Origin of the sequence: Paenibacillus sp. UMB4589-SE434 (genome assembly GCF_030226685.1) — a bacterium.
Taxonomy (GTDB): domain Bacteria; phylum Bacillota; class Bacilli; order Paenibacillales; family Paenibacillaceae; genus Paenibacillus_B.
This window is the reverse complement of record NZ_JASOYK010000001.1, coordinates 1,645,789-1,663,348: the sequence shown is the minus strand read 5'-3', so window position 1 is coordinate 1,663,348 and position 17,560 is coordinate 1,645,789. Positions and strand designations below refer to the sequence as shown.

17 protein-coding genes are annotated in these 17,560 nt (G+C 44.4%); 15 read left to right on the top strand and 2 right to left on the bottom strand.

What is annotated here, in order from left to right:
• Positions 1-52: 52 nt before the first annotated feature.
• Entirely contained in the window at positions 53-571 is a 519-nt protein-coding gene (locus tag QP775_RS06710) for a DUF1572 family protein (protein WP_285104639.1), read from the bottom strand.
• Positions 572-953: 382 nt separating this feature from the next.
• On the opposite strand from QP775_RS06710, the gene QP775_RS06705 reads away from it, so the two are divergent.
• The 3 genes from QP775_RS06705 (at position 954) to QP775_RS06695 (ending at position 2,480) form a co-directional block, all read left to right on the top strand.
• The gene (locus QP775_RS06705; RefSeq protein ID WP_285105739.1) at positions 954-1,412 is read left to right on the top strand and encodes a DinB family protein; all 459 of its coding nucleotides are present in this window, start codon (positions 954-956) and stop codon (positions 1,410-1,412) included.
• Positions 1,413-1,509: 97 nt separating this feature from the next.
• The gene (locus QP775_RS06700; RefSeq protein ID WP_285104637.1) at positions 1,510-2,031 is read left to right on the top strand and encodes a GrpB family protein; all 522 of its coding nucleotides are present in this window, start codon (positions 1,510-1,512) and stop codon (positions 2,029-2,031) included.
• Positions 2,032-2,201: 170 nt separating this feature from the next.
• Complete coding sequence (locus tag QP775_RS06695) at positions 2,202-2,480, top strand: hypothetical protein (protein ID WP_285104635.1); 279 nt, start codon at positions 2,202-2,204, stop codon at positions 2,478-2,480.
• Here the strand turns inward: QP775_RS06695 and QP775_RS06690 are convergent.
• On the bottom strand, positions 2,477-2,710 hold the full coding sequence (locus tag QP775_RS06690) for a DUF3951 domain-containing protein (protein ID WP_285104633.1): 234 nt from the start codon (positions 2,708-2,710) through the stop codon (positions 2,477-2,479). The two genes, QP775_RS06695 and QP775_RS06690, sit on opposite strands and share 4 nt — an antisense overlap.
• A gap of 255 nt (positions 2,711-2,965) precedes the next feature.
• Here QP775_RS06690 and QP775_RS06685 point away from each other — a divergent pair, with 255 nt between their 5' ends.
• From QP775_RS06685 to pepF, 12 genes are all read left to right on the top strand, one after another.
• Positions 2,966-4,417, top strand: a complete 1,452-nt coding sequence (locus QP775_RS06685; protein ID WP_285104631.1) for an FAD-binding oxidoreductase — start codon at positions 2,966-2,968, stop codon at positions 4,415-4,417.
• Entirely contained in the window at positions 4,418-5,011 is a 594-nt protein-coding gene (locus tag QP775_RS06680; protein WP_285104629.1) for an MFS transporter, read from the top strand.
• Positions 5,012-5,099: 88 nt separating this feature from the next.
• Positions 5,100-5,870, top strand: coding sequence for a class I SAM-dependent methyltransferase (locus QP775_RS06675; protein WP_285104627.1), 771 nt, complete (start codon positions 5,100-5,102; stop codon positions 5,868-5,870).
• 205 nt (positions 5,871-6,075) lie between these two features.
• On the top strand, positions 6,076-6,615 hold the full coding sequence (locus QP775_RS06670; RefSeq protein WP_285104625.1) for a GNAT family N-acetyltransferase: 540 nt from the start codon (positions 6,076-6,078) through the stop codon (positions 6,613-6,615).
• Positions 6,616-6,669: 54 nt separating this feature from the next.
• Complete coding sequence (gene rpiA / locus QP775_RS06665; RefSeq protein WP_285104623.1) at positions 6,670-7,344, top strand: ribose-5-phosphate isomerase RpiA; 675 nt, start codon at positions 6,670-6,672, stop codon at positions 7,342-7,344.
• 246 nt (positions 7,345-7,590) lie between these two features.
• On the top strand, positions 7,591-9,099 hold the full coding sequence (locus QP775_RS06660; RefSeq protein WP_285104621.1) for a spore germination protein: 1,509 nt from the start codon (positions 7,591-7,593) through the stop codon (positions 9,097-9,099).
• Between the two features lie 24 nt (positions 9,100-9,123).
• A complete protein-coding gene (locus tag QP775_RS06655; RefSeq protein WP_285104619.1) occupies positions 9,124-10,245 on the top strand; it encodes a GerAB/ArcD/ProY family transporter in 1,122 nt (373 codons plus the stop codon).
• Positions 10,242-11,375, top strand: coding sequence for a Ger(x)C family spore germination protein (locus QP775_RS06650; protein WP_285104617.1), 1,134 nt, complete (start codon positions 10,242-10,244; stop codon positions 11,373-11,375). The genes QP775_RS06655 and QP775_RS06650 overlap by 4 nt, the downstream gene beginning before the upstream one ends.
• Positions 11,376-11,633: 258 nt before the next feature.
• Entirely contained in the window at positions 11,634-14,075 is a 2,442-nt protein-coding gene (gene nirB / locus QP775_RS06645) for a nitrite reductase large subunit NirB (RefSeq protein WP_285104615.1), read from the top strand.
• A 23-nt stretch (positions 14,076-14,098) separates the two neighbouring features.
• Positions 14,099-14,446, top strand: a complete 348-nt coding sequence (nirD, locus tag QP775_RS06640) for a nitrite reductase small subunit NirD (protein WP_285104612.1) — start codon at positions 14,099-14,101, stop codon at positions 14,444-14,446.
• A 37-nt stretch (positions 14,447-14,483) separates the two neighbouring features.
• Positions 14,484-15,266: a formate/nitrite transporter family protein gene (locus QP775_RS06635; RefSeq protein ID WP_285104610.1), complete on the top strand. Its 783-nt coding sequence runs from the start codon at positions 14,484-14,486 to the stop codon at positions 15,264-15,266.
• A 328-nt stretch (positions 15,267-15,594) separates the two neighbouring features.
• Complete coding sequence (gene pepF / locus QP775_RS06630) at positions 15,595-17,409, top strand: oligoendopeptidase F (protein ID WP_285104608.1); 1,815 nt, start codon at positions 15,595-15,597, stop codon at positions 17,407-17,409.
• Positions 17,410-17,560 lie beyond the last annotated feature (151 nt).

The following is a 17,560-nucleotide window of genomic DNA, read 5'->3' as shown; positions in this document are numbered from 1 at the left end:
AACGAGGGAAGGGCGCTTTTTAGCATTTGTTTATCCAAAATTACGGTACCGTTTATTTCCTGCGAGGTATCGTTAAAGAGGACCACTCATCGGCTCGAAGCAGCTTGGCAATGTATATGATCTGTCCGACATGATAGGCATAATGGGAGAGTTGACGTTCTATGGCCTGCAAGACGGTATGTGGCTGTTGACGAATAAATACCGTGTGCTGCAGGTGTTCAGGTCTTAATTCTCCCAGCGTTTCGAGAAATACGTCCCATCCTTGATCCCAGACGTTTAACAGCCTGTTCCTTGTTAGGGTATTATCCTCATCTTCAAACTCACAATCCCGATTGCGATTCGGTTTCTCGCCGTCCGATGTCAGGAAGTCGGTCCAGCGTGAGATCATATTGCCGCTCATATGCTTGACGATTGTTGCAATACTATTCGAGTCTGCATTCATGCTCCAGTTCCACTCGTCCTCGCGTAGTTGGTCAAATGTACGTTCTGTCACCGATTTTAATTCCAGAAACTTCTCTACCACGACTTGTAAATAATGTTCTCCTAATGAAACTGACTGATCTGCTGTCATTGGACATAACCTCCATCAAGTGGATTATGATGCCGACACTATTGTGATGAATCATATCCATAACATATCATTTCGTGGAAATGATGACCAAATCGTATAATTTCTTAGGTCTATTAATACAATTAATCACATCATAAGAAAATAAAACTGGGAGAGACGTACAGCGTGGAATATATGAACAAATTGTGAAATGTGAATAATATTCTACAAACAACTGATTATATGGAATCTTTTTCCTTATAATTGGTTTTAGAACATGTCATATTTTAGTTGTTCTACCTGCCATACATGATGAAACGGGGGATAATGAGTGAGCACATCGCAATTGTATCTGATTACGACTTTGGAAGGCCTAACACCTCAGATCGGCAGATTAGTGTCCATGATGAATTATGTACGGCACACGACGTTAGAGAGTGTTCAGGGATGTACCGTTGATGAACTGGATTATCGTATGGATGCAACTTCAAATTCAATTGGCTCTTTATTGCTTCACGCCGCAGCGGTTGAATATGCGTATCAACGAGAAACATTTGATAACAGGGAGCTGACAGAGGAAGAGCTGGAGCTGTGGGGGGCTGCTCTAGATCTGGGTGAACGTGGTCGTCATATACATGGCAATCCGTTAACCTACTACTTGGAAGCAATGCAAGAGGTAAGGGAGAATACGATACGTCAGCTGCAATTGCGGGAGGATGAATGGCTGGAACAAACGACTTCATTCTGGTATAATAAACCAGCTAACCATTATTTTAAATGGTTCCATGTGTTCGAGGATGAAATTAACCATCGGGGTCAGATCAGATGGATTCGTAAGCGCATACCTATTAGCCAGACATAGTAAGGTATAAGATGAAGGCCGACTTCTGCTTGCCAGAGGCTCGGCCTGTTTGATTTCGTTATCTGAATTTTTAGCGATCATAAACGGAGGTCACTGAATGGAAGAAGTCATTGTGGTAGAATACTCGACTAATTGGGTGCATGAGTATGAGATAGAGCGTATTAAAATTGAGGAGGCGCTACTAGATCTGCCCATCCAGATAGAGCATATAGGCAGCACCGCAATAAAGGGTCTAGGTGCGAAACCTGTTATAGATATTATGGTGGGTATAGCTGAATTGTCAGTTGTAAAGGAGCACCATATGGATCGCCTGCTGCAATTCGGCTATGAATATGTGCCTAAGCCTGAATTTCCAGATCGATTATTTTTTCGCCGTGGTAAGTGGAGGGCAGGAACTCATCATCTTCATATGTATGCTTTGGGAAGTGAATGTTGGTCGAATCAATTGTTGTTCCGAAATTACTTGCGTGATCATCCTCTAGAAGCGGAGCAATATTATAAGTTAAAAAAACAGCTTGAGCAGTGCCATAAGTATGACCGAGTTGCTTACACGAGTGGCAAGGATCGTTATATTAAGCATATCCTTCTTAAAGCCGCGACAACTAGAACGGCCTTATAGACGTTATAGAGCAGAAAGAGATGTATTTTCAAGCTGAATACCTTTAATTAGAATTAAATACTCATACAAATATGATAGTATATGTTATTAACTAGCATAGCCAATAGTAGATTCAGGAGGGGTTCATATTATCACTCGCTGTACTCGATTACCCCGCTGTACATAAACGAATGGACGAGTCTTGGGCTGACGCTTATATTCATGAGTATTTAATTCCATTTGCACGAACAACTCACATCAGATCTGAGGCTGTTTACCGAATACAACAGGAATCGGTGGAGGTGGAACTGCAAGTACCTTCTCAAATCCGGTTGCTCGTAATGCGGGGCACATTAGCAGGATCACTCGTTCAGGATGCTGACCTTGATCATTATTTGACCAGCCATCCTGACGCTGAAATCGTTCATTTTGCTCATTCCGGCCATGATGTTGAACGTACAGAGCCTTAGATACGCGGATATAAAGTGTTCTTGTCCTTATCATCGCCTTCGTCGTCCTCTTCTTCTTTCTCCTGCTTTTCCTCGTGGAATTCAACGGATGATTGACCAGTAACGTAGTCAAATGGCGTATAGTCATTGCTTGGGAGAGCTCGCCCCCGAATAATCTTTAGTGAAATAATAACAAGAATAGCAATGATGGGGACAATTAAGGATAATATCATAAATGGTACGATATCCAAGCTAATCATGCCTCCTATGCTTTGGTTTAGAAGCTATTACGATTCAGATGGTGGGTGGTTGCAACTTAAAGTTATTCAATCCAGCAGAAAAATGGTTCTTAATATATTTAAAAATGTGTCAATTGAGCAGGTAGGACGAGGGTCAACCTAGCCCTGTAAGTAGAAATCCCTAAAATCACCTAGTATAATATAAGAAGAATATAGTAAATAAACATATTATTTACTATATATTTACGAGGTGGTGAGTTCCTTCACATGATTCGTGGTTTAAGTTACGCGTCAAAATGGAAGATTTCAGCTGTCGTTATCTTGTACTTAATACTGTTTGCAGTGTCGGCTTGGTACCGATTTAATGAACGAGAGCAGTTAGAGATGACGGATGTGGGACGAGTCATGTCTGCTCGAATCTTTGAGAAGATCAACGTGTCGACTGACGCTGACATCCAACAAGCGCTATCCAAGGCGCGGCGTCTGCATAAGAAAATATCCGTCTCAGGTGCGAAGCATAGCCAGGGAGGCCATACCTTTTACGAAGATGCAATAGTTCTTGATATGCGCTATTACAATAAGATGCTAGGGCTGGACAAGTCGCATAAGGTGCTGCGTGTTCAGAGTGGGGCGACTTGGGAGCAGATACAGGATTATATTAATCCTCACGGTTTAGCTATTCGTATTATGCAGTCTCCTAATATTTTTACAGTCGGAGGTTCGATGAGCACCAATGCGCATGGTCGTGATCCGAATGAAGGCCCGCTGATTGAGAGTATCCAGTCCTTTAGGCTTATGACAATGGATGGACGAATCATTCAAGCAAGCCGCACAGAGAACAAGGAACTTTTCCGAGCTGTAAATGGCGGATTTGGCTTAATGGGAGTTATTTTGGACGTAGACTTGCAATTGACAGATGATGAGTTATACGTTGAGCATATGGTGCCTATGACTTACAAACAGTTTCCGAAATACTTTGACAATAATATAATGTCCAACCCTATGGTAGCATTGACAGTCGCAAGATTATCGACTGCACCTCATTCTTTCTTGACCCAAATGTACACGATTAATTATGAGCGTACTGATCAGCCATTAACGCCCGAATACAGTGAACTGCAGGACCAACGCGGTATAGGCACGGCAAAATTTATATTCGGGTTGGCACGCAAATGGGATTGGGGTAAAAATACAAGCTGGAAGCTGCAAAAACGTCTTTTCGCTCATGACGAAGGTAAGTTGATATCCCGCAACAATGCTATGCGACCGGACATTACATTTACCGAATATCGAGATGTGCAGAAGACGGATGTGCTGCAAGAATACTTCGTTCCTGTACAACAATTTGTACCATTTGTAGATGGATTAAGACATATCTTAAAGGAAGAGAACCTAAATGTTGTTAACATTACTGTGCGGTACGTACCTAGGTCGAGCACAGCACTGCTCTCGTACGCCAGACAGGACAGCTTTGGTATCGTATTGTTAATCAACCATAAAAAAAGCGCTGCGGACATGTTGCATCTGCAAACAGCTACGCAACGTCTTGTGGAACTGTCACTGCAATTCAAAGGGAGCTACTATTTAACGTATTTACCTTTTCCAACTAAAGAGCAGTTCAGACGGGCCTATCCGCAGGCGGAACTGTTTTTCCGCATAAAGCGGATTTGGGATCCGGAAGAGCTATTTATGAACGAATTTTATGCGAGGTACAATTAAATGAAGTCTATTGTTCAAGCACGAACGGCTGCCACTTCTAGGTTAAGATGGCTGATGCTCTCCCAAAGCATGATGACTTTTGGGGCGGGTATCGTATTTCCGTTTTATATCATATTTGTAAAAGAGATCGGTGGAGACTTTACTGAGTTTGGCTTAGCCTATGGGTTGTTTACACTATGTGCAGCCCTGCTTAGTATATGGTTTGGCAAGTCCTCTGACCGTTACGGCAAAGTACGTTACTTGGTCCTAAGTGCGTGGGGAACATCGGTGTTGTTTTTGATATTTCCTTTAGTAACGGATATTGTGCAGATTTATGTGCTTCAAGTCGTAATGGGAATTTTCGGCGCCATGCAGCGTACTTGTGAACGGGCGTTGTTAGCTGATATGACAGATAGCGGGCGAAGCGGGGAACAGATCGGAAGGTATCAAGCAGGTGTATCCTTATGCGCCGGGCTGGCGGTGATTGCTGGGGGATTCCTGATCGATTTATTTACGCTTGACCTCATGTTTTATTTCGGCTCTATATTGTCGTTTGTTAGTGGAATCTTGGTGCTGCGAGTCAAAGAGCAGCGCGCTGAGGTCGATCATACATAGGCTCTTATGAATGGAGTCAGGTACCTGCTTTTATGCTTTTAACGATAACGAGTATCAAGCCAGGATCATTATAGAGAGGATGTTGAAAATGTCTACACTTCAAGCACGACCGTTTTCCTATTATGTATCAGATGCTCAGCAGAGCTTTACAGGCTGGGACTTTTCTTATCTGGCAGCTACAGGTCGGATGTGTGAAAGTCCGCTTCCCTGGAACTTGTATACGATGATCGAGCCTATTATACGAGATGCAGAGAGCATGCTTGACATGGGAACAGGGGGTGGTGAGTTCTTAAGTCGACTGGCGCCATTGCCGCCTAATACATATGCCACCGAGGGATACATGCCTAACGTACTCATCGCAGCAGAAAGATTGAAGCCTTGGGACGTCAAAGTGATCGCATATGAAGATGAGCAACAATTGCCGCTGCCTTCTGCTCACTTTGATCTGATTATGAATCGACATGAATCGTTTGCATCGCAAGAAGTGTATCGGATGCTCAAACCGAATGCCTTGTTTATAACGCAGCAGTGTGGCGGGCACAATGATATTGAGTTTAACCATATGTTGGGAGTTTCGGATCCTGAATACGTGCATTGGAACATGGAGAGTGCTGCTGAAGGATTAAGGGCGACGGGTTTGGAAATAATAGCGCAGCAGGAATATAAGGGGATCACTCGATTTTTTGATGTAGGTGCCATTATATATTATTTGAACATTATCGAGTGGCAAGTGGAGGATTTTAGTGTGGAACGTTATGAACAGCAGTTACGAAATATACATGATCGAATTGTGACGGAAGGTTATGTGGACGTGACATGTCACAGATTTCTACTTGCTGCTCGCAAAAAGGAATCGTAACTTAAGCCTTCATAGTGGTATAATGATTTTTATGATGATATGGAGCGCTTGGGTGAAGACATCAAGAAACTCAGACTTGGTGTCTTTTGTTTCTTGTTGAAGAATGACTGGGCGGTCGGTGAAGCAAAAACGAGTCGAATAAATAAAAGAGATCCACAAAAAAAGGTGAAGCAGGGGATAAATCAAGTAGAGATGAGGTGGCTGCATGAGACTTATTATTCAAGCGTTACATTCGGAGAAGGTATTAGAAGAGTGGCAGGAAGCCTTTACGATTCATGGTGTGCAACGACCAGAAGGTTATTTCGAACGCTGTTATCATGAATGTAATCAAGGTGACCGCGTTAGTCTGCTGGCGTACGTTGATGACAAGCTGGCCGGATGCATTCACTTAAAGTTGATATCGGATTATGCTTACTTCGCACTGCATGATGTCCCTGAGATTAATGATTTGTTTGTATTTCCCGTATATCGACGCTTAGGAGTTGCCACACGTTTGATAAGCGAACTTGAGTTGGAAGCGGTGAATCGTGGCAAGAACTATGTTGGGATTGGCGTAGGATTATATCCTGATTACGGACCTGCCCAGAGATGTTATGCACGGCTCGGATACGTGCCAGATGGCAAAGGCATTCAGTATAACAATCAGACGGTAACACCTGGCGCAACGGTATGTGTAGATGATGATCTGCTCATCTACTTGGCGAAGCCGCTCGCAGAGCATCAGGGTCATGTTCCTTTTGATTAATGGGGGAGCGGATATGCAGGCAGGTAAGCGTGTGAAACGAAAGGAGTCAAACAAGTGAATAGCAAGAAGATTGCAGCTGAACGCGCTGTAGCCTCTGTTGCAGACGGAATGATTGTCGGTTTGGGAACAGGCTCTACTGCTTATTGGGCAATTGAGGCAATAGGTAGAAGAGTGCAAGCTGGTCTGCGCATTCAAGCAGTTGCCACCTCGCGCGCCTCTGAAGAGCAAGCGAGTGGACTTGGCATCCCTCTGCTTCCGTGGTCTTCCATCGATCGGATTGATCTTACGATCGATGGCGCGGATGAGGTGGATGGTGATTTGCAGCTGGTCAAAGGCGGTGGGGGCGCACTGCTTCGTGAGAAAATTGTTGCATTCGCAAGCGAGCGGCTGATCATTATTGTGGATGCTACAAAAGTGGTGACACAACTTGGTCAGTTTCCGCTTCCGGTAGAAGTAGTGCCCTTTGCTTGGGAAATGACCAATCGACATATTCAAGCATTGGGCTGTCGCTCATCACTGCGAATGAGAGATAATTCCGTATATGTTAGCGATAACGGAAATTATATTCTAGATTGTCAGTTCGATTGGATTCAGCACCCTGCTGAACTGCATAAGCAGCTTAATTTGATTCCAGGTGTTGTTGATAATGGACTTTTCATCAGCCTGGCTTCCACTCTCATCATTGGATATGAAGATGGCCATTGTGAGGTCAGGCAGGCCGGCAATTAACTTTATTAGACTAGACTACACAAAGTGTAGTTCTGGTCTTTTTTTATGCCATTACAACATCATACGCGGTGTATTAGAGGCACCACACTTATCTTCTGCTTTACGAGCATGAACATCTCTTTACTTGAACATGTGCATGATATGCAGTAAAGAAGGGAACAATTCGGATACATTGTTAGCAGACTAGCTGATATAGAGAAAAGACATATTGTCATGGAATGCGACAGGTGAAAGGAGATCCGGAAATTGTCAACATTCAGTTATCAAATCTTTGATAAATTAGGAAAGCTGCTAAATAACAGCTCTGATTTGGTCGTAAAGAGTGTGGGCAATGATATGGCAGTTGCGTATATGTCGTGCGTGGTACAGTGCAGCGAACTGAACACACACATCCTGTCTGTGCTGATGAACCAGGATCACCGACTTACATTGGAGCAGGTACTGACGGTAATTCCGATAGGCGGGAGCGAAATCCTACCTGACATAGATGACACGGCAGCTATTAAGATGCTGCAAGGCCGGGTATTAATCGCCGTAAGCGGACAGCAGGGTTGTGTGATGATTAATGCAGCAGACATTCCAACCCGTCAGCCATCCAACGCGGAAAATGAAACGTTAATGTTTGGTACGATGCAGGCCTTTATTGAATCGCTCGACAGAAACGTTGCGCTGATGCGTGCTTTTATTACGGACCCGGCTCTATGCAATGAACAGTACGCAGTGGGCAAACGGACACGAACACAAGCTTGCTTACTTTATCTGGACGATGTGGCGGATCATCAATATGTAGACTTGGTACGAACGCGGATTATAAACATGAAAAGCGATGGTGTCATTGGAAGCGCACAGTTTCTACAGTTAATTCAAGACAGCGGCTACTATTTATTTCCGATGCTTAGTTTGACGGAAAGGCCAGATCGAGCAGCACAAGCCTTGCTGGAGGGAAAAATTGTTGTCATTGTGGAAGGTAATTCGCAAGTGATCATTGGTCCCAATTCGTTTGTTGATTTCTTCGTGTCTACCGAGGATCGTTTCTCTTCATGGGGCTTAGGGACTTTTTATCGTATGATTCGTCTTATCGGTTTGTTTATGTCCGTATTTCTAACCCCTGGGTATGTGGCGGCGTTAACTTTCCACTATGAAATCATCCCAACAACTTTGCTGGCACCTCTAATTATATCCCGCTCTTTGGTTCCGTTTCCACCACTGATTGAAACGTTAGTTTTGGAGCTGACGATGGAATTGCTGCGGGAAGCAGGGGCGAGGCTGCCAACGAAGGTTGGTCAGACGATGGGCATCGTAGGCGGTATTGTTATTGGGCAGGCTGCTGTCCAGGCTGGTTTTACAAGTAATATTCTTATCATGCTTGTGGCTTTGGCCGCACTAGGGTCGTACACGACACCAAACTATATGATGAGCGGAGCGATCAGATTTGTCAGATTTCCGATCATCGTATTCGCTGGCTTGTGGGGAGTAATAGGTATCGTTTTTATGACAGCGCTCATTATCATTCATTTGTTGAAAATGACCAGTCTTGGCAGGCCTTACATGTACCCGATTTTCCCATTTCGCGTCAAGGAAATTTGGAGAGACATGCTGGTGACTCACGATTCCCATTTTCTACATAAGTCAGGTTTTACCCAAAATGAGCATACGCATGATGAGCAAGAGCAGGGTAAGGAGCACAGCAACCAACACAACAATCAACAACACAATAGCCAACACCAACAGGCCAAAACAGGCGTTAAGGAATAAAATGGAGATAGATGAGGTAACCAGATGGACATCATGATTCGGCCCAAGCCCCATTATATGTTTCAAGCTTATATGCTTATTTTTATGGTGCTCAATAGTCAAATAGGCGTAGGTATTTTTGGCTTCCAGCGATATATATACAGGGAGTCGGGACATGATGCGTGGGTGTCTGTACTCGTAGCCGCGCTGTTTTGCCATGGCTCCGCCTGGCTGATCGTATCCGTATTAAGACGTTACGAATCTACAGACTTGTACGGAATTCACCGGGATGTTTTTGGAAAATGGATTGGTGGTTTTCTCAGCGTCTTGCTTATGATTCACTTTAGCTCCATCACAATAACGATCATACGTACTTATATTGAAGCGGTTCAATCCTGGATCTTCCCTAGTTTCCCGACTTGGCTAATGGTGTTGATGATGCTGAGCCTGGCATTGTACGGTGGGGCAGGTGGTATTCGTGTGATCGTGGGCATGAGCCTGATCAGCTTTGTCATTATATTCTTGATTGCAAGTTTGTACTATTATCCTTTAAGATACGCGCAGTGGACGCGACTGTTACCGTTACTGGAAGCAAGTCCATCCCAGATATTAGCTGGTGCAAAGCATATGGGTTTTACAATGACTGGCTTCGAGGTCATTTATTTTCTATATCCTTTTGTTCGCGACAAGCCAAAAACAATGAGAAATATACAAATTAGTATTGCCATTTCAAGTGTGCTGCTTATTTTGGTGATGGTCATATCCATTGTCTATTTTAGTGAAAACCAGCTGTTAAAAGGAACGTGGAGTTCGATCAACATGCAGAAAATCGTAAAGTATCCGTTCATCGAGAGGTTGGAGTTTGTTACGCTTGCTTTGTGGATGATTACTTTAATTCCGACCATCATGCTGATCACGTGGATTACGTCCAATGGATTAAACCGATTATTTGGTTTTCGCCAATATCGCATGAGGTATGTCATCTCTGGATTTATCTTTATTTGTTCGATTTTATTTGTCAACCGCGGACAGATCGACAAGTTAAATGACTACATAAGTGAATCAGCCGTGATTTTCAGCTTTGCATACCCCCTTTTTATTTATGTTGCCATTTTCATTAAGTCGAGTTTGGACAAGAATCGTGTCAGCAGCAAGGAGGAAGTATGAACAGAACTTTTAAGCGTGCTGTGCTTCTAGTTTGTTGTTTGTTCTTGATGACAGGCTGCGTCCGTACATCGGTGCTGGAGCGGTTATCTTTAGGTGTAGCCGTTGGGTACGATCGTTTGCCGGATAATAAGATGTCTGTTACAACGGTTACACTGGCGTCTGTGCCAGAGGCAAAGGAGAAACGCCAAGTCGTGTCAGTTGAAGCTTTGACAAGCAAAGGTGCAAGAATGGCCATGAATCAGCAGATGGCCCGCCTGCTCGTGAGCGGCCAGATCCGAGTTATTTTATATAATGATAAATTAGCAAAAGAAGGCGTCATTGACATTGCGGATACGTTAAGTCGCGATCCTTCCTATGGAGATATGATCTATCTTGTCGTCAGTGACATGTCGACACGTGAACTATTAAGCTTTGATTATGCTGAATATCCGAATATAGGGCTGTACTTGTATGGAATGATTGATCAGAATGTACGGAATGAATGGGTCCCTTCCTGCACCGTTCATGAATTCCGCAGAGATTATTACAGTATTGGCAAGCAGCCGGTACTGCCGATAGTTGCTCGTCAAAATGGCAAAATTCTCATTAAGTCCCTTGCTTTGTTCAGAGGTGGCAAGATGGTCGGTGAGGCAACAAGAGAGCAAGGATCCTATTTAAAGCTGCTGTTGAGGGAGAGGCAGCCCAGTCAATTTGAAGTTGTTATGCCAATGGACGGAATGCGCAAGTTTATCAAAAAAGGGGAGACGGTACACAACAAAGTAAATGCAGTGATTTCAAACTTAAGCAGCTCATCTTCGCTTAAGCTTGTAGCATCCTCTCCACTAACATTTAAAGTACGAATAAAGATGAAGGCCGAGCTGCAAGAAATCTCTGAAAATTATGATTTCACAGATAAAGAGGCAATTGGAAATCTACAAGCAGAGCTCAGTAAAAATATGAGCGCAAAACTGATGGAAGCCTTGCATCATTTTCAAAAGCTAGATGCGGATGTTGTAGGGTTTGGGGAGGTGTATCGAAGTTCAATCCGAAACTCCAAACTAAATCCAGAAGTCTGGCAAAAACTATTTACAAATGCTCGCTTTGATGCTCAAGTGGAGGTTAACCTCATTAGAACCGGGACGATTGAGTAACTATTGTACACTAAATCGACATAATTGGTGTGAGTGTAATCACTAATATATTGTGCCGTCTATTTTAATGTAAAGATAAAGAGTGAACTGTAATGCACATGATGAGGAAAGTCAGGCAACAGTTCACTTTTTTTACTTAACTATGTGAAAATAATAACATTATTATTTCTAGCCATTGATGAATATGACAAATGAAGTGCAAGAGTAGATGAGGCGTTTCCATGAATGACTGCAATTGGAAATGAGGAGGAAACAACGATGACAGAGAAACAGAAATTGGTCGTAATCGGTAATGGAATGGCAGGTATGAATGCGATTGAGCAATTGTTAAAGCTTACTGATCGGTATGAGATTATCGTAATTGGTGCAGAACCTCACCCGAACTATAACCGTATTATGCTGTCTTATGTGTTGGAAGGAAGCAAGTCAATTGATGATATTATCATAAATAATCGGGAATGGTATGCGTCTGCTGGCATTCAGTTAATCACTGGCTGCAAGGCGGTGCGACTGGATACAACACTTCAACAAGTAATCATGGAAGATGGATCAGCAACCGCGTATGATCGTGTGTTGATCGCAACGGGCTCGAATCCGTTTATCCTACCTGTACCAGGATCGACTTTGGAAGGTGTCATTGGATTCCGTTCGATAGAAGATTGTGATTCGATGATGGAGGCTGCTAAACAATATAAGAAAGCAGCGGTGATAGGTGGTGGACTGCTTGGTCTTGAGGCAGCCAAGGGGCTTGTCCAATTGGGCATGGAGGTTACAGTAGTACACTTGCCGGATTACTTGATGGAGCGGCAGTTGGATGTACCATCGGCCAAGATGCTGCAGCAGGAGTTAGAACGGCAAGGCTTAAAGTTTGCACTTGGCAAACAGACGACAGCCTTAACGGGGAGTACCCGAGTGACGGGGCTAACCTTTGCTGACGGCACATCACTCGAAGCTGATTTGGTCGTCATGTCTGTTGGGATTCGGCCTAACATTGACATCGCGATGGGGAGTGACATTCAGGTAAACCGTGGAATTGTGGTAGATGATTATATGCAGACTTCGGTGCCGGGCGTATATGCAGTAGGTGAGTGTACCGAACATCGTGGAATCTGCTATGGACTAGTAGCGCCTTTATTTGAGCAGGGAGCTGTGCTGGCGAAGACACTTGCGGGTGTTGAAACAGCACCTTATGAGGGATCAATCGTATCTACAAAGCTAAAAGTATCCGGCGTGGACGTGTTTTCTACAGGAACATTCTTGGAAGAACCTCATCATGACATTATTAGGCTTCATGACGGGTGGAATCGAACATACAAGAAAATTGTATTGCATGATCGTGTCGTTGTAGGGGCTGTCCTGTTCGGCAACATCGATGATTCGTCAAGACTTGAGCGTCTGGTCAAAAAGGGCGAGCAGATGACGGAGGAGCTGTATCAGGAGTTAACAGGTTCGGGAGGCTGCTGCGGAGGCAAAGCCAAGTCCAACATGGCCGCTGAACTGGTCGATGATGATATCGTGTGCGGCTGTAACGGTGTGACCAAAAAGATGATCGTGGATGCGATTCAGATCGATGGCTTAACTACATTGGATGCTGTGAAAATGAAAACAGGTGCTTCCCGTTCCTGCGGCGGCTGTAAGCCTATGGTGGAGCAGCTCTTGCAGCATGTGTTGGGCGAAAGCTTCCAATCAACACAAACCAAGCAAGGTATTTGTGGATGTACCTCGATGTCTAGAGACGAGATTGTAACGGCGATAAAGGAACAAAATCTGCATACCATTGCGGAGGTGACACAAGCGCTGGCATGGAGTCAATCCGAGGGCTGCTCGAAGTGCAGACCGGCTTTAAATTATTACTTGGGAATGATGTGGCCGGAAACCTATGAGGATGAGCGGGCTTCGAGATTTGTAAACGAACGGATGAATGCGAATATTCAGAAAGACGGTACCTATACGGTAGTTCCGCGTATGTACGGTGGGATGACAACACCAGAGGATCTGAAGAAAATCGCGGACGTTTCGATTAAATATAAAGCGTCACTCGTGAAAATGACGGGTGGACAGCGAATTGGCATCATTGGGATTCAAAAAGAAGACCTTCCAAAAGTGTGGGAAGAGCTGGAGATGCCTTCTGGCTACGCTTATGCCAAGGCTCTTCGTACAGTTAAGACCTGTGTAGGCTCTACTTATTGTCGCTTTGGCACACAAGACTCGCTTGGGATCGGAGATTTGATAGAACGGAAGTTTGAACGGGTTGATATGCCTGCTAAGTTCAAATTTGCTGTGAATGGATGTCCACGAAATTGCGCAGAATCGTGCACAAAAGATATTGGCATTGTTGGTAATGACGGTGGCTGGGAGATTTATGTTGGCGGTAATGGCGGGATTAAAGCAAGGCTCGCTGATTTATTGTGCAAGGTAAAGACAGATGATGAACTGATGGAAATGATATCTGCAACAATGCAGTATTACCGGGAAACTGCCAATTATTTGGAACGGACGTCAGAATGGATTGAACGGATTGGACTAGAGCAAGTTCAAAATACGATCGTGCATGATGCAGAACAACGGCAGCAACTAACTGCTAGAATGGAAATTGCACTTAGCAAGCTCGAAGATCCGTGGAAGAAAATGGTGGGGGATCAAAAGCTGCGAAATGCGTTGTTCGAAAAAGTTATTGTCACTGAAAAAGTTGCACATTAAACGAAAGAAAGAGGTGTTAGCTTATGTCTCAAGCTGTAGCTGAAAGAAAGGTATGCATCGGCAAGCAGGATGATTTCTTGGAGCGGGTAGGGCGGGCCGTTGAGGTTGAAGGAGAAGTAATAGCGGTATTTAGAACGTCTGAGCAAATGTATGCACTACTCGATCACAGTCCCCATCCGAAGGGCGGCCCGTTAAATGAAGGCATCGTCTCGGGATGCTACGTGTACGATCCATTGTACGATTGGAAGATAGATATGCGAGATGGCAAGGTGCAAGAACCTGATACCGGCCAAGTCCAGACGTTTCCACTTGTTGTTGAAGGCGAGCATGTGTATCTCTTACTAGCAGGGGATCAGTTGGTCAGCAAGTAAGTAAAGTAGATGATAGATCGTGAAATGAGGGAGAGAGATGTATCAGGCTACGATCGAGCAGGTTAATGAGGCGGTAGAAGTTAAGAAGTCGTTAATGAAATCAAGCTTTATGCGTTATGTAGTCGCCACTTTGCTTGCCGGTGCTTACGTCGGATTTGGAATTATGCTGATCTTTACAGTAGGTGGCCCGTTTAAAGCTGAGGGGGCGGCAGCTACTCCAGTGGTGATGGGGATGTCATTTGGTATCGCACTCACGCTTGTCATTTTCGCTGGATCTGAGTTGTTTACGGGAAATAACATGTTGTTTACTGTAAGCAGCTTATCCAAACGGACACCGTGGTCTCTGACCTTTAAGAATTGGATCGTCGTTTTCTTCGGGAATTTGCTTGGTGCTGTCTTGTTCAGCTTGCTTGTATACGGTTCTGGCATATTCGGCAAGATCGCTCCAGACCATTTGTTGTTTTTGGCTACTGCCAATAAGATGAGCATGCCTATATCTGAATTATTTTTCCGAGGTATCCTATGTAATTGGCTCGTTTGTCTGGCAATCTGGACCTCGATGCGTGCTAAAGAGGATACGGCTAAATTAATTTTGATCTGGTGGATGCTTTATGCCTTCATCGCGTCTGGATATGAGCACAGCGTTGCCAATATGTCTTTAATGACAGTTGCTCTAATTTTACCCCAACATCCAGAAACAATTACATTGGGTGGTTGGCTTCATAATATGATTCCCGTAACATTGGGAAATGTAATTGGTGGTGCAGTCTTTGTAGGGATGGCTTATTGGTATACGAGTTCAGCAAAAACATCTAAATAAGCGAACCAAGCTAATTACTAACCCTGTTTCAGTTACATCTTAGGCAGAGAAAATGACAGTAAATCAAATCGAACTGAACCTTAGCACCCCGTCTCTTGGTCGAGATAGCGGGTGCGGGTTCTTTTTGTGTTTTCTGCCTAGGGTCAATTGATTTGCTTTCACGCAGGAGAGTGCCTTATCTAGAAAAAAACAGGAAAACAAATAGAACGCTATTACAAATAACGCAATTGTGCGGAAATGCTTTTTACGAAACTACCGTAATATGTGGTATTATTTCTTCACAGCGATGATAACGCAATCCATTTTAAACCAGAGAGGAAGAACCAATATGCAGAAAAGACTGACTCGGGTTGACGTGCCCTTGGAAGCAACATGGAGACTGGAAGATTTATTTGCAACATCTGCATTATGGCTTCAGGAAGCAGATCAGCTCTTAAATGATTTGCGTACTGTCACACAATATGCAGGTAGATTGGGAGAAAGCGCTAATACGCTGCTTGCATGTCTGGAGTCGCTGGAGGATGTGCAGGCCCGCATCTCGAGATTTGCTTCATACGCACATCTACATACCTCAGGAGACAATACCAATCCGGATAATCAAGCACGTTCAGCGCGATCCGGTGACATCGTGTCCAAAGCTTCAGCAGCGCTATCTTTTGTGTCGTCAGAAATATTGTCTCTTCCAGAAGGGGCATTGGAACAGTACTATAAAGATCAGCCGAAGTTGGAGTTGTACCGTCGTTACTTGAGCCGCTTAATGGCCGTTCAGCCTCATCAATTAAGTGCGGAGACAGAAGCTGTGCTTGCTTCTCTAGGTGAAGTATGGGGGGCACCGTATCGTATTTATCTGCGCAGTAAATTGTCGGATATGTCTTTTGAGTCTGTACAGGACAGTGAAGGAGAGACATGGCCCGTATCCTTTGCATTATATGAGAATAAATATATTCAATCGCCTGACACGGCGCTGAGAAGAGCATCCTATGATTCCTTTACGAAGACGCTGGCTGCTTATCAGAATACATTTGCCGAGACATATGCAACAGAAGTGAAGAAGCAAGTGGTCATGTCGGGATTGCGGAAGTACGATTCAGTAACCGATATGCTGCTGCAGCCGCAGGAAGTATCGAAAGAGTTGTATCAAAATATTTTGGATACCATTCAAGAGGAACTGGCTCCGCATATGAGACGTTTCGCCAGTCTGAAGCAGCGCGTGCTTGGGCTGGACAAGATGCTGTACAGCGATCTTAAAGCCCCGCTCGATCCTGATTATAATCCGGAAACAACTTATGAGGACGCATGTCGTCTCATTCAGGATGCTCTTCAAATTATGGGGCCCGAATACAGTGCTATTGTAGAGGAGGCTTTTTCCGATCGCTGGGTAGATTATGCGGACAATGTCGGTAAGTCTACAGGGGCGTTCTGTTCAACAGCATACGGCAGCCATTCCTACATACTCATCTCATGGGCAGACAATATGCGCGGTGCATTTACATTAGCGCATGAAGTCGGGCATGCTGGTCATTTTACGCTCACAGGGCGTCACCAAAGCTGCATCAACGCGCGACCTTCCATGTATTTTATTGAAGCGCCGTCTACGATGAATGAGCTGCTGCTTGCACAACACATTATGAAGCAGTCTGACGATAAACGAATGCGTAGATGGGTCATTGAACAACTTTTGAACACGTATTATCATAACTATGTCACCCACTTGTTAGAGGGGGAGATGCAGCGTAAGGTTTATGCAGCAGCCACGGCAGGCGAGGCATTAAATGCAACAAGATTAAATGAATTAAAGTTGAGCGCACTGTCTACCTTCTGGGGTGATACCGTTGAGCTTGACGAGGGCGCGGGTTTAACCTGGATGCGCCAGCCTCATTATTATATGTCGTTGTATCCGTATACGTATGCAGCCGGACTGACGGCTTCAACAGCGGCAGCCCAGCTTATTCAAGAAGAAGGCCAACCGGCTGTTGATCGCTGGCTGCAAGCATTACGGGCAGGCGGAACATTAAGCCCTCTTGAATTAATGAAGCTTGCTGGCGTTGATATGTCCACCAAGCAGCCGATTCAGGCAGCTGTTCGTTATGTCGGTGAATTGATCACAGAGCTAGAGCAATTATTCGATGAAATAGACGGATAGAAGGTGTGGCTATGTCAGAGGGAATGAAGATGAGGAAATCCGGAAGAACTAATTACGTGAACTGCAGCTGAATGAGTTCGGCCACAGTCGTCACAGACTGGTGGACTATACGTTTTGTCATCTGTTGGAATAACCTTATCGCTCGGTGTAG